Origin of the sequence: Mesorhizobium sp. J18, from assembly GCF_007829525.1 — a bacterium.
In the GTDB taxonomy this organism is placed as follows: domain Bacteria; phylum Pseudomonadota; class Alphaproteobacteria; order Rhizobiales; family Rhizobiaceae; genus VLJP01.
This window is the reverse complement of record NZ_VLJP01000060.1, coordinates 1-13,212: the sequence shown is the minus strand read 5'-3', so window position 1 is coordinate 13,212 and position 13,212 is coordinate 1. Positions and strand designations below refer to the sequence as shown.

Below are 13,212 nucleotides of genomic sequence, written 5' to 3'. Positions count from 1 at the left end.
CAGCCGCAGGAGGTGGGGGAGATCGTCCGCGCGGTTATCGCGGCCGGCATTCCCGGCGAGAATGTCGGCATCCATGCCCATGACGACACCGGGCAGGCGGTGGCCAATTCGCTGGCTGCGGTCGAGGCCGGCGTGCGCCAGGTGCAGGGTACGCTGAACGGTATCGGCGAGCGTTGCGGCAATGCCAATCTCGTCACCATCATCCCGACGCTGATGCTGAAGCCGGCCTATGCCGACCGTTTCGAGACAGGCATCTCCAGCGAAGCCCTGGAGGGTATTTCGCGCCTCTCGCATGCCTTTGACGAACTTCTCAACCGCGCGCCCAATCCGCAGGCGCCCTATGTCGGCTCCYCCGCCTTCGCCACCAAGGCCGGCATCCATGCTTCGGCGCTGCTCAAGGAACCGCAGACCTATGAGCATGTGCGGCCCGATCTGGTCGGCAATACCCGCCGCGTCATGGTTTCGGACCAGGGCGGCAAGTCGAACTTCATCGCCGAATTGAAACGGCGCGGCATCGCCGTCAACAAGTCCGATCCGCGTCTCGACACGCTGATAGCGCTGGTCAAGGAGCGCGAGGCGCAGGGCTATGCCTATGAGGGTGCGGATGCGAGCTTCGAGCTCCTGGCGCGCCGCACCTTGGGCACCGTGCCGGAATTCTTCAAGGTGGACAGCTTTCGCTGTATGATCGAGCGCCGCTACGACGCCAATGGTCAGCTCAAGACGGTTTCGGAGGCGATCGTGCGCATCACTGTCGATGGCGAAACGCGCATGTCGGTTGCCGAGGGCCATGGCCCGGTCAACGCGCTCGACATCGCCATGCGCAAGGATCTCGGCCGTTACCAGTCGGAGATAGAAGACCTCGAACTGGTGGACTATAAGGTGCGCATTCTCAATGGCGGCACGGAAGCGATTACCCGCGTGCTGATCGAATCTCACGACGCCTCCGGCACACGCTGGTGGACGGTTGGCGTTTCCGACAACATCATCGATGCCTCCTTCCAGGCGCTGATGGATTCCATCGTCTACAAGCTGGTGCGCAACAGGGCTTCTGCCGCGCTGGCGGAGGCGGAAGCGATCGCCTGACATGTCGACAACCGATATTGAAAACCCGCTGCCCGTGACGGCGGCGGAGCCCGGACGCGAGCCGACGCATGGGCTCTTGATGGCGATCGCGGCCTACGGGCTTTGGGGCGTCATGCCGCTCTTCATGAAGGCAGTTGCGCATATCTCGCCATTGGAAGTGCTCGCACATCGTGCCTTATGGTCGGTGCCGATCGCCGGCGTTGTGCTGCTCGTGCTCGGCCGCACCGCCGACATACGCAAGGCCTTCGTCACGCCGCGCATGCTCGGCATGGCCGCTCTCACCGCGGGGCTGATCTCGATCAACTGGGGCGTTTATGTCTGGGCGATCGCCGCCGGCCGGACGGTCGAGACGGCTCTCGGCTATTACATCAATCCGCTGGTCAGCATCGCCATGGGCGCGCTGATCCTGCGCGAGAAGCTGAACTTCTTCCAGATCGCCGCCGTGGGGCTTGCCGTCATCGCCGTTGCCGTCCTGACGGTCGATGCCGGCGGCGTGCCCTGGGTCTCGCTGGTCCTCGCCTTTTCCTTCGCCTGCTACGGCTTCCTGCGCAAGACGCTGCCGATCGGGCCCAGCCAGGGCTTTTTCCTCGAAACCTTTATCCTGAGCATTCCGGCGCTAGGCTATGCCCTATGGCTGGCGGCGGGAGGGCAGGGACATTTCGGCTTGTCCGATATGAAAGACACGCTGCTTCTGCTCGCTTGCGGCCCGGTGACTGCCGTGCCGCTGCTGCTCTATGCCTTCGGAGCGAAGCTGCTCAGGATCACCACAATAGGCATCATGCAATATATCGCCCCGACCATGATCTTTCTGATCGCGGTCTTTGTCTTCGGGGAGCCCTTCGGCGGTGTTCGCGCCCTCGCCTTCATCCTGATCTGGACGGCGCTGGCGGTCTATACCTTGCCGATGCTTCGCGCCCGGCGCGGTTCGCAATAAACACTACCCCTGTCGGGACGGTGTAGGACGTCCTGTTGTGAGCGCCTACTTCAGGCCGAAACAGTTGGCGTAATAGGTGGTGGTCGCCGGCCAGTCGGAGAACACGCCTGCAGCGCCGACCTCTTCATGCAGCACATTGAGGAGCGTGTAGATGTCGCCGTCGTTGTCGATCACCGCCTTGACCGACCGATAGTACCAGTCGCCGCCGTCCTTGAGCGGCCCGCTGCGCTCGGCCGACCAGGCGATGATATTCAACCCCGCCGCCCTGGCTTCCTTGGCGTAGGCGGAAGGGACGATCCTGCCATTCTCCACGGTCACCAGAACCCAGAGCGGCGGCGCGATGAAATTGACGCCCATCTCCTTCAGTTCCCGCATGCCATGACCCCAGGTCGAAGGGTCCATATGCGACCAGCCTGCGATCGAATCGTAGGAATCGTCTAGATAGACTGCCTGTTTGCCGAATTCAGGCTCGTTCTCTATCCAGTACTGGATGTCCTCGAGCTCGAAGGATTGCGGGAAGACATCGGAGGGCGGGATGCCGGCAGCCTTGTATTCATCGATGAGCTGCTGGGCATATGCCGCCCGGGTATATTCACCCTCGAAGGGCATTTCCACGGCGGGTTTCTTCAGTTCCGGGGCGAATTTCATGCCGAGCGCCCTGAAGAGCGTGATCGATTCGGCATGCGTCATCAGCGTCCCGCGTGAAGCATAGAGATCGGTGCGCCAGTTCGCGGTGGCGTTCATATAGTCCTCCACTGTGACCGCCTCCTCGTCGCCGGCATCCATCTTGCCGTTCAGCGTCCTGAATTCCGCCAGCGTGATGTCGGAAGTCCGGCATTCGGCGGACGCTTCCGTATTGCCGGAGGCGGGGGTGAAAGGCTTCGTGCATTTCGACGCGAGCTCGGTCGCCAATATGTTGGTCGTGGTGTGGAGGTCGTTCTGCGCATGGCGGCAGACGAGCTGCCTGTCCTTGGTGAAGGCGACGTCGCATTCGCCGATGCCGGCGCCCATGCGCGCAGCGGCCATGTAGGATTCCCGCGTATGCTCTGGAAACTGGAGCGGCGCGCCGCGATGGGCGATTGACCACGCGGAAGCTTCGAAAGGGCCGGCCTGGCAGGATTTGAGCTTTTCCTTCAGCGGCCCCTCGTCCATGTCGTCGACCAGGTAGAAGGGGCGCGGCCCGAGCTGGATGGAGCCCGGCACCGTTGCCGTTTCGGCGTGGCTGGCACCGGCTGTGCCCGCAAGCACCAGCATCGCTGCAGCAACTCGTTTCATGGAACATCTCCCCGGATGCGCGACTGGCATAGAAGTCATGGTCAGACGGCCATGACATTTGGCGTCACCGTCCTGACGATTTGCAACTGGCAGCGGAATCGGCTTCCGTCAAAGCCGCTCGATGACGTCCTTGTCGCCCTCGGCGGCGCCGTCCGGAGCCGATGCCGCTTGCAGGATCGCCGGAACGATATCCTCCGCGCGATTGACGACGATCGGTTTCACCCTGTGATCCGAATGAATGAAGCCCTCCGCTTTCATGTGATCCATGAGCGCCAGCATCGGATTCCAGAAGCCGTTGATATTGGCGAAGAGGATCGGCTTGCGGTGCCGGCCGAGTTGCGCCCAGGTCATGATCTCGACGATCTCCTCCATCGTTCCTATACCGCCTGGCAGCGCCACAAAGGCATCCGATTTCTCGAACATCGCATGCTTGCGTTCATGCATGTCCCCGGTAATGACAAGGTCGTCGAGCTGTTTCAATGCGTTTTCCGATGCTTCCCAATTGATGAGGAAGCGCGGGATGATGCCGGTGACCTTGCCGCCGCCTTCCAGTGCTCCGCCCGCCACGGCGCCCATGATGCCCTTCGCACCGCCACCATAGACCAGACGCAGGCCGGCTTTCGCCAGATCCTGGCCGAGCTTGTAGCCAGCCTGATGATATTCCTCGCTGCGGCCCGGTGACGAGCCGCAATAGACGCAGACGGAGTGAATCGTGCTCATGGCGAAAGTGGATATTGGCTCGGCATCTGCGGTCAAGGGCTTTGCCGGCTTTTTCTTGTAGCGATGGATAAAACACGCTAGACCGCTGAAAACGGGGCTTTTTGGACCGCAATCTGATGGTTGTTACTCCTTTGAGGGTGCTTTTATTCGTCGTCGCGGCGGTATCTGCCGCTGCCGGTACCGCCTATGTCGCGGGCGGGTTCGATTCCTATCTTGGAAAGGAGCCTGTCTCCGGCGCCGCCGCACCTGAAAAGCTGTCCGGCGGCAAGTCGGCCCGCCTTGAAAAAGCGCCCGAAGAAACGGACGGGGAAACCACGCCGGAACAGGCCGTCGAGACAACTGCTGAAGCAGCCTCCGCGGCCAAGCCGGAAGTGGTCGTGCCTTCGTTCGACCTGGTCCGGGTCGAGCCGAGTGGGTCGATTGTCATTGCCGGCAGCGCGGCGCCCAACGCGAATATCGAGGTGGTCGCTGGCGCGACGATGATCGGCAAGGCGCAGAGTGGTCCCGGAGGCGATTTCGCCATTGTGCTGGACGAGCCGCTCGACCCCGGCGACTATCAACTTGTCCTGCGCTCCACCACCGATGACGGCATTGCCGCGACCTCCACCGAGACGGCCGTGGTGTCCGTTCCGGAGGAAGAAGGCGGACAGGTGCTTGCGCTGGTCGAGCAGCCCGGCGAGCCAAGCAAGCTGATCACTGTTCCCGAGCCGCGGGATGGAACGGACGCGGCGCCGGCATCCGGCCAGCAGCCGGCTGCCATAGAGGATGATGCCCCGACGCAGGAAGCCGATGGCCGGCAGACAGCCGGGGCCCGGACGGAACAGGATGCTGCCTCCTGGATGGAAGACTTGCGGCCGACCAAGCAGCCTGAGAACCAGAATGACAGCGGCACTTCCACGGATGTGGCGCGTAACGAAGACCCGGCGGCACCGAAAGCAAGGCAATCCTCTGGCAACGGCTCGGATATGGCAGGCGAGGGAGCTTCCCGTGAGCAGAATGTCGCCGCCATGCCGCAGCCTGATGCCGGACGAGCGGCGGCCAGCCAAGGCTCTTCGGAGGTTTTCATCGAAGCCGTCGAGATTGACGGCAAACAGGTTTTTGTCGCCGGCAATGCCGAGCCTGGCAGCCGCGTTCGCGTCTATGCAAACGACATTCTCCTCGGCGAAGCCGAAGTCGCCTCGACGGGCCGTTTTCTGGTCGAGACGATCCGCGACCTGCCGGTAGGCGACTATATCGTCCGCGCCGACGTTCTTGATGAAAACGGCACTGACGTCGCGGCCCGCGCTGCCGTTCCCTTTCGTCGCGAGCCCGGAGAAAGCATCGCGGCCGTCGCGCCGGCAACCCGCAATGGTCCGCAGGGAGCGGGCGAGCCGCAGGCAGCGACAGGCGCCGATTCGGGTGAGGTGCAGAGCGATGCTTCTTCAGGCCCACAGACAATTGGACGCACAGATGACAGTTCCGCCACCACAGGCGGCACGTCTTCACAGGGCTTGAGCGAGGATGCGGTGGGCGAAAGCGAGCAGCAATCCGCTGCTCAGGAAGAGCCAGCCGGGGAGGTGGGTTCGAGTGAAAACCGGCAAGCCGATACCGCTCCTGGCGCTTCGGACGCCGCTCCTGTCGAATCTGACACTGGTTCCGCCGAGGAGACCGAGACAGCAATGGCTCCCSGGCTGGAGCCGGTCGATGGCGCCGTCATCATCCGTCGCGGCGACACGCTCTGGCACATCTCGCGCAGGGTCTATGGCCGCGGCATCCGCTACACCACCATCTATCTCGCCAACCAGCAGCAGATACGCGATCCGGACCTGATATGGCCCGGCCAGGTCTTCACCGTTCCGGAAGAAACCGAGGAGGGGGAGCAGGCCGATATGAAGGCCATCGGCGATCAGGCCGTCCCGCCTCCCAAGCGCTGACAAGAGTCCAGGTTTCTTTTCTCCCGCCTGTTGCATGGCCTTTGTTCATCGTATATCGACGATAAACGATGAACATGAAGCCTAGCTCCGTCCGGGCCTGCTGCGCGCATGAGTCCTTGGCTGCAAAATTGGCGGCCCTGTCACATCCTGCGCGCATAGAGATCCTGCGCCATCTCGCCGGGCTCGAAGCGGCCTGCTGCTGCAAGGATGTGGTCAGCCATCTCGATCTGGCGCAATCGACAGTTTCGCAACACCTGAAGATTCTGGTCGAGGCAGGGCTGGTGCGGTTCACGCCCGATCGTCAGCGTTCCCGCTACGAGGTCGATCGCCAGGAACTGGCGGCGCTTTCCGACTCGGTGGCCCGGCTTCTCGATTTCCCTTCGGTCGGCGCGACCGGCTAATATTGAGGCAAACCTTTGGCCGACAAGACTGTTTCCGCCGATTCCGGCTCGCTGTTCAGCACGATTCTGAACCTGTGGCCATATATGTGGCCCGCCGATCGGCCCGATCTCAAGGCGCGCGTCGTCTGGGCGACGGTCTTCCTAGTGGTGGCGAAGCTGATCCTCATGCTGGTGCCCTATTTCTTCAAATGGGCGACCGACGCGCTGGACGGCGAACTCAATGCCCCATCCTACATACCGGCGATCCTGAGCACTCCCGTCATGCTCGTTGCCGCCTACAACGTCGTGAGGATCGCCCAGCTTGGTCTCAACCAGTTACGTGACGCGCTTTTCGCCAAGGTCGGCCAGCATGCGGTGCGGCAACTCGCCTACAAGACCTTTGTGCATCTGCACGACCTTTCGCTGCGCTTCCATCTGGAGCGGCGCACCGGCGGCCTTTCGCGTATCATCGAGCGCGGCACCAAGGGCATCGAAACAATCGTGCGCTTCACGATCCTCAATACGGTGCCGACGCTCCTGGAATTCGCGCTGACGGCGATCATCTTCGCGGTCGCCTATGGCTGGATCTATGTCGCCATCATCGCCGTGACCGTCTGGCTCTATACCTGGTTCACGGTGCGGGCGAGCGACTGGCGCATCGCCATACGCCGCGAGATGAATGACAGCGACACCGACGCCAACACCAAGGCGATCGATTCGCTTCTCAATTTCGAGACCGTCAAATATTTCAACAACGAAGCCATGGAAGCTCGCCGCTTCGACCGCTCCATGGCGCGCTATGAGGACGCGGCAACGAAGACCTGGACATCGCTTGGCTGGCTGAACTTCGGTCAGGGCGTCATCTTCGGCCTCGGCATGATGGTCGCGATGGGTATCTCGGCCTGGGAGGTGACACGCGGCAGCCAGACGCTCGGCGATTTCGTCTTCATCAATGCCATGCTGATGCAGCTCTCCATACCGCTGAACTTCATCGGCTTCATCTATCGCGAGATCAGGCAGGGCCTGACCGACATCGAGCAGATGTTCGACCTTCTCGACGTGCCGGCGGAGGTGGTCGACAAGCCGGGGGCGAAGCCGCTCGAGATCCGTGAAGGAAGCGTCCGCTTCGAGAATGTCCACTTCGCCTATGATCCGAGCCGGCCGATCCTCAAGGGGATCAGCTTCGACATCCCCGCCGGCAAGACCGTTGCCGTGGTCGGGCCATCCGGGGCGGGAAAGTCGACCATTTCCCGGCTTCTCTTCCGCTTCTATGACGTCCAGCAGGGCGCGGTCCTGATAGACGGGCAGGATGTGCGCGACCTGAAGCAGGAAAGCCTGCGCGCCGCCATCGGTATGGTTCCGCAGGACACCGTGCTCTTCAACGACACCATCGCCTACAATATCCGCTATGGCAGGCCGGACGCGACCGAGGAGGAGGTTCGCCGTGCCGCCGAACTGGCGCAGATAGGCACTTTCATCGAGAGCCTGCCGGAAGGCTACAGGACCATGGTCGGGGAGCGAGGGCTCAAGCTCTCAGGCGGCGAGAAACAGCGCGTCGCCATCGCCCGCACCATCCTGAAGGCGCCGCCGATCCTGATTCTGGACGAAGCGACTTCCGCCCTTGATACCCATACCGAACAGGAGATCCAGGCCGCTCTCGATCTGGTGAGCCGGGGCAGGACGACGCTGGTCATTGCCCACCGCCTGTCCACCGTCATCGGTGCGGACGAGATCATCGTTCTCAAGGAAGGCCTGATCGCCGAGCGCGGAACGCATCGACAGCTTCTCGCCGCCGGCGGACTCTATGCTGCCATGTGGGATCGCCAACGCGAGGCGACGGAGGCGGAAGAGCGCCTGCGCCGTGCCCGGGAGACGGACGATATGGGCGTCGTCCTGCGCCGTCCCATCCCGGCCTATTGAGCGGGCGCGAGTTCCTCATCCCGCTCGGCAGATCGGGATGACAGCACCCTGTAAACCGCGCTTGCGTTGCGACCTACGCCTGTTTCCGATAAGAGGCCGCAAACGATCCGGAACCGCGAAGCCAAGATGAGCCTGTCAGACACGATCCGCAAGACCTTTGTCCCGATCCATCGGGAGGGCTATCCATTCATCGCGATCTTCGCCGGGGCGACGCTCGTGCTTGGCCTTATCTGGGGACCGTTGTTCTGGATCGGGTTGATCCTGACCGGCTGGTGCGTCTTCTTCTTCCGCGATCCTCCACGCGTGACGCCGATAGACGACCGGCTGGTCATCAGCCCGGCGGATGGCGTCGTCTCCTCGGTGGGACCTGCTTTGCCGCCGCCGGAACTCGGCATGAGCGCCAGCGAGATGACGAGGATCTCCATCTTCATGAACGTGTTCTCCTGCCACATAAACCGCGCGCCGGTACGCGGCCGCGTCTCGCTTGTCGAGCATAGGCCTGGCCGCTTTCTGAATGCCGATCTCGACAAGGCGAGCGTGGAGAACGAGCGCAACAGCCTGATCATCGAGAGCCCGCATGGGCCTGTGCCGGTCGTGCAGATCGCCGGGCTCGTGGCACGGCGCATTGTCTGCTGGGCCGAGGCGCCGGGCGAACTCGCCATGGGCGAGCGCTTCGGCCTGATCCGCTTCGGCTCGCGCGTCGATGTCTATCTGCCTGCCGAGGCCACGCCGCGCGTTTCCGTCGGCCAGATTGCAATCGGCGGCGAGACAATCATCGCCGAGTTCGGTGGCGAAAAGGCTGCGCCGATCGTGCGCATATCCTGAGCGGCGCGATGCCCGGACCTTTCCCTCCCTTCGAACCTCATGGCGGCGGCGGTCCGCGCATCCGCGAAATTCCCTTCCGCCTGATGATACCGAACCTGATCACGGTTCTGGCGATCTGTGCCGGCCTTTCAGGCATAAGGCTGGCCTTCGAGCATCGCGTCGAGACCGCCGTCATCATGGTTCTGGTCGCCGCCTTCCTCGATGCCGTGGACGGCCGGGTGGCGCGCATGCTGAAGGCCTCGTCCAATTTCGGCGCACAGATGGATTCGCTTGCCGATATCGTCAATTTCGGCGTGGCTCCGGCACTGGTTCTCTATGCTTATCTTCTCGATCAGGCCGGGTCGGTCGGCTGGATCGCCGCGCTTCTTTTCACCATTGCCTGCGGGCTGCGCCTTGCCCGCTTCAATGTCATGCTGGACGATCCGGACAGGCCTGCCTGGCATGGCGATTATTTTGTCGGCGTCCCCGCGCCGGCGGGCGCCGTGCTGGTCCTGCTGCCCGTCTATCTCGGTTTCCTCGGAATTCCTCCCTCGCAGGAATTCGCCGTTGTTGCCTCCATCTACACGGTGCTGATCGCGCTGCTCCTGATCAGCCGTCTGCCGGTCTATTCCGGCAAGACTTCCGGCACGCGCATCAGGCGCGACATCGTGGTGCCGCTGATGCTGGTTCTGGTTCTCTATGTGCTGATCCTGGCGAGCTACCCTTGGCAGACAATGGCGGTTTCGGCGATCGCCTATCTGCTCTTCCTGCCCTTCAGCATGCGCGCCTATTCCCGCCGCGCCGCGCGATACGAGGAAGAGCAGCACGCCAAAGCGGGCGAGGACGGCACAGCCGCTCCGGGCTAAGCAGCCTCCTCGAGCCCGAGCGATTCCATCGCAATGCGGCGTACGCCGGCATAATCGGTCTTGCCACTGCCAAGAACGGGGATTTCGCTCACCTTCAGCACATCGTTGGGCACCATGATTTCGGCCGTGCCACTCTTCTTGCCGAACTGGCGCAAGGCGCTGCGGTCGGCAGTCTCGGCAGTGGTCACCAAGACGATGCGCTCGCCGCGCTTGCGGTCGGGGACGCTGACCACGGCATGCTTTTCCTCCGGCCACAGCGCGCTTGCCAGCATCTCGATCGCGCCAAGCGAGACCATCTCTCCGGCGATCTTGGCGAAGCGCCTTGCGCGGCCGCGGATCGTCATGAAACCCTCTCGGTCGATGGAGACGATATCGCCTGTGTCGTGCCAGTCGCTGGCGAGCGGCTGCAATTCGCCGGGCCGGTCCGATGTCATGTAACCGAGCATCACATTTGGGCCGGATATCCAGAGCCGACCGCCGTCCTGCAGGCCGTCCACCTCTTCCAGCCGGATGGAAATGCCGGGGAGCAGTCGCCCGACGCTTCCTTCGCGGCTGTGGGTGGCGGAATTGACCGCGATGACCGGCGAAGCCTCGGTCATGCCGAAGCCCTCGACGATCTCCGCGCCAAAGCGTTCGCGCCAGATCTTCCTGGTTTCGGTCCGGACGGGCTCGGCCCCGGCCACCACCAGTCGGATAGACGCGAAATCATCGTCCTTGGCCGTCTCGGCATAGTTGGCAAGGAAGGTGTCGGTGCCGAACATCACCGTTGGCCGCACCTTCGCGGCGGTTTCGGGGATAAGCTTGTAGTGCAGCGGCGAGGGGTAGAGATACAGGCGAACGCCATGCAGGAGCGGCAGGATCGTACCGCCGGTCAGGCCGAAGGAATGGAAAACGGGCAGCACGTTGAAAAGCTTGTCCGCCGGCGAGAAGGCGATCCGGGTCTCGACCTGCGCCACATTGGCGATGAGATTGCGGTGCGACAGCACCACGCCTTTCGGTTCCCCCTCCGAACCGGAGGTGAAAAGGATGACGGCGGGATCGTCGGGAGCCGGCTTATGGACCGGGCGGCGCCAACCGACAAAGGCCGACAGCTTTTCGCGGAAGGTGATCTGCTTCTCGATATCTTCCAGCCAGATGATGCGGCGGCCTTCATTCTCGATCGCCGTCACGATGTCACTCAGCTGGGCTTTCTCGACAAAGGCCCGCGACGAGACAACCGTTCTGATGGCGGCGGTGCGCAGCGCCGATGAAATATTTGCCCGACCTGCGGTGTAGTTGATCATGGCGGCTACGCGCCCTGCCGATTGCAGGGCGAGGAAGCTGCCGACCACAGGAGCGGCATTGGGCAGCATCAGGCCGATGGCTTCGCCCGGTTCGCTTTCGGCCGCGAAACGCCATGCAAGCACATGCGCCGTCGCGAAAAGCTGCCGATAGGTGAGCTTGCCGCCGAGGATGTCCTCCACGACAACCCGGCCGTGGCCATGGCAGTCCGCCGCATCGCGCATCGCCCGGAAAAGCGAGCGTCCGGGATCGGATGCCGCATGGCGCGCCTCGGCGATCCGGTCGAAAAAGGCGTTGGAATTCGTCGCCCTTTTTGCGCCGCCGCGAATGAGAAGCTCGGAAATCGTCATCGGCTCGAGTGCCTTGATCACGAGACGCGGCAAAAGACGGCGAGGCGCGCGGTGCGGCGGCGTGAGGGAGAAGGGCGTGTAACGGCTGCCGCCGACGAAGATCGGCACCACCCGCGCCTCGGCCTTGGTGGCGATCCGGGCGACCGCCCGATAGAGCCGGAAGGATTTGGCATCCGGTTCGGTCTCGTCGGGAAAGTAGACCGCGAGCCGGCCCTTGCCTTTCAGGTGACGAACGAGCCGTCGGCTGACAAAGACATGACCGGTATTGAAGGCGATCGTGCGTGCAAGCTCCCGCCAGGGGTCCAGCCATATGGATCTCGCCGATCGCTCGTCCAGTATGTGCAGCGTGTCGTCAGGAAGGATGGCCAGCATCAGCGCCGGATCGAGTTGCGACTGGTGCGACACGGCATATATGACCGGCGCATCGGCTGCGCGCGCCTGGGCCATGTCGCGGTCGTCAATACGATAGAGTGCGCGGAGAGGCGCATAGAGCATGGCCTGCCGGAAGCCGAGCCCCAGCCTGTATGAGACCAGAGCAGCCGCCGCGAGCCAGATGGCTGCGAGCACAAGGATGACGATGATGCCGCTCAGGATCATGTCGCAACTCCCTGATCGTGTCTTGGCGGCTTCTGTCGTCCGCTGACAATGAGCGAGAAGGGTAGCGGAAGTCCGGCGAAGGTCAATCAGCCAATGCAGGGTTCTGTCTTCCATGCTAGCCTTGCCGGATTGAAGATCGGAGGAACCCATGGACGCCACAGTACTGAAAACCCTTCAGGCCCCGCTCAAGGAGGCTTATCGAGAGGATGCCGGCAAGGCATTGATCACGCTTAGAGCCAAGGGCGCGGTGGACGATGCCGAAATCGCCTGCAAGGTGGAGACGGGCAGGGCGCTGGCGGTGGCCGGCCTCCATCCCGCTACCGGAGGCTCGGGCGCCGAGCTTTGTTCCGGCGACATGCTGCTCGAAGCGTTGGTCGCCTGTGCCGGCGTGACTCTGAAGGCAGTCGCCACCGCACTGGAATTCCGGCTTGGCGCGGCGACGGTGGAGGCTGAAGGCGACCTCGACTTTCGCGGCACGCTGGGCGTGGCCAAGGATGCGCCGGTCGGTTTTCGTGCGATCCGCCTGACTTTCGACCTCGACACTGATGAACCGCAAGACCGGATCGATACACTCCTCAAGCTGACCGAACGCTATTGCGTGGTCTTTCAGACCCTGAATACACGGCCGGAGCTGGCGGTTTCGGCAAGAGCGTGAAGCCGCCGGGGAGGCGGTGGCATCCTGTTTCTGATCCCACTGGCGCATGTAGCCTGACCATTGCCGATTTAGGGACGGGTCATTCTGGGTCCTCGACAATCTGCGCTGCGAGGTCGAGGACGACGGGGGCCTCGGCAGATCGCCGACCTTCGCGATTGGCTGAAACGTCGCTGATGAACCTCGGTACCGCACCAGCCTTGCCCTTTCCGCTCCATGATCATTGCCGACAAGCCTCGATTACCCCCACCCCGTCTCGCAATCCTTCGCTCTGCTCCCGATTGCTTGCCGACCCTCCCCACAAGGGGGAGGGTGAAGCGCGGCACATGCCTCGCCGTCTCAGCTCGGCAAGGCGGCAGCTTCATCAGAACACACCTTCTTGTTGCCACGCCCCGTTGCCGGTCTGGCCATTGAGAGAATGAGGGCAGTCGGGAAGC

The 13,212-nt window shown here is 62.9% G+C and carries 11 protein-coding genes; 8 read left to right on the top strand and 3 right to left on the bottom strand.

Annotated elements, in window-relative coordinates:
* Positions 1-1,083: alpha-isopropylmalate synthase regulatory domain-containing protein (locus L598_RS18070; protein WP_144864865.1), on the top strand; the 1,083-nt coding region annotated here is incomplete at its 5' end.
* Between the two features lie 79 nt (positions 1,084-1,162).
* The gene (gene rarD, locus L598_RS18065; protein WP_144864869.1) at positions 1,163-2,017 is read left to right on the top strand and encodes an EamA family transporter RarD; all 855 of its coding nucleotides are present in this window, start codon (positions 1,163-1,165) and stop codon (positions 2,015-2,017) included.
* Positions 2,018-2,062: 45 nt separating this feature from the next.
* On the opposite strand, the gene L598_RS18060 is transcribed toward rarD, so the two are convergent.
* Complete coding sequence (locus L598_RS18060) at positions 2,063-3,292, bottom strand: glycerophosphodiester phosphodiesterase family protein (protein ID WP_144864863.1); 1,230 nt, start codon at positions 3,290-3,292, stop codon at positions 2,063-2,065.
* A gap of 108 nt (positions 3,293-3,400) precedes the next feature.
* Positions 3,401-4,012, bottom strand: a complete 612-nt coding sequence (locus L598_RS18055; protein WP_144864867.1) for a TIGR00730 family Rossman fold protein — start codon at positions 4,010-4,012, stop codon at positions 3,401-3,403.
* 116 nt (positions 4,013-4,128) lie between these two features.
* Here L598_RS18055 and L598_RS18050 point away from each other — a divergent pair, with 116 nt between their 5' ends.
* From L598_RS18050 to pssA, 5 genes are all read left to right on the top strand, one after another.
* A complete protein-coding gene (locus tag L598_RS18050; protein ID WP_144864861.1) occupies positions 4,129-5,925 on the top strand; it encodes a LysM peptidoglycan-binding domain-containing protein in 1,797 nt (598 codons plus the stop codon).
* A gap of 68 nt (positions 5,926-5,993) precedes the next feature.
* A complete protein-coding gene (locus tag L598_RS18045) occupies positions 5,994-6,326 on the top strand; it encodes a metalloregulator ArsR/SmtB family transcription factor (RefSeq protein ID WP_144864859.1) in 333 nt (110 codons plus the stop codon).
* A gap of 15 nt (positions 6,327-6,341) precedes the next feature.
* The gene (locus L598_RS18040; RefSeq protein ID WP_144864857.1) at positions 6,342-8,225 is read left to right on the top strand and encodes an ABC transporter ATP-binding protein/permease; all 1,884 of its coding nucleotides are present in this window, start codon (positions 6,342-6,344) and stop codon (positions 8,223-8,225) included.
* A 105-nt stretch (positions 8,226-8,330) separates the two neighbouring features.
* Positions 8,331-9,050: a phosphatidylserine decarboxylase gene (locus tag L598_RS18035; RefSeq protein WP_281407416.1), complete on the top strand. Its 720-nt coding sequence runs from the start codon at positions 8,331-8,333 to the stop codon at positions 9,048-9,050.
* Between the two features lie 8 nt (positions 9,051-9,058).
* A complete protein-coding gene (gene pssA, locus L598_RS18030) occupies positions 9,059-9,895 on the top strand; it encodes a CDP-diacylglycerol--serine O-phosphatidyltransferase (protein ID WP_144864853.1) in 837 nt (278 codons plus the stop codon).
* On the opposite strand, the gene L598_RS18025 is transcribed toward pssA, so the two are convergent.
* A complete protein-coding gene (locus L598_RS18025) occupies positions 9,892-12,123 on the bottom strand; it encodes an AMP-binding protein (protein WP_144864850.1) in 2,232 nt (743 codons plus the stop codon). The genes pssA and L598_RS18025 overlap by 4 nt on opposite strands.
* Before the next feature lie 148 nt (positions 12,124-12,271).
* Here L598_RS18025 and L598_RS18020 point away from each other — a divergent pair, with 148 nt between their 5' ends.
* Positions 12,272-12,778, top strand: coding sequence for an OsmC family protein (locus L598_RS18020; RefSeq protein WP_144864849.1), 507 nt, complete (start codon positions 12,272-12,274; stop codon positions 12,776-12,778).
* Positions 12,779-13,212: the final 434 nt, after the last annotated feature.

Bases quoted from the DNA above. Each gene is read 5' to 3' on its own strand.
- rarD (WP_144864869.1), top strand. From the start codon at position 1,163: ATGGCGATCGCGGCCTACGGGCTTTGGGGCGTCATGCCGCTCTTCATG.
- L598_RS18060 (WP_144864863.1), bottom strand. From the start codon at position 3,292: ATGAAACGAGTTGCTGCAGCGATGCTGGTGCTTGCGGGCACAGCCGGT.
- L598_RS18055 (WP_144864867.1), bottom strand. From the start codon at position 4,012: ATGAGCACGATTCACTCCGTCTGCGTCTATTGCGGCTCGTCACCGGGC.
- L598_RS18045 (WP_144864859.1), top strand. From the start codon at position 5,994: ATGAACATGAAGCCTAGCTCCGTCCGGGCCTGCTGCGCGCATGAGTCC.
- pssA (WP_144864853.1), top strand. From the start codon at position 9,059: ATGCCCGGACCTTTCCCTCCCTTCGAACCTCATGGCGGCGGCGGTCCG.
- L598_RS18025 (WP_144864850.1), bottom strand. From the start codon at position 12,123: ATGATCCTGAGCGGCATCATCGTCATCCTTGTGCTCGCAGCCATCTGG.
- L598_RS18020 (WP_144864849.1), top strand. From the start codon at position 12,272: ATGGACGCCACAGTACTGAAAACCCTTCAGGCCCCGCTCAAGGAGGCT.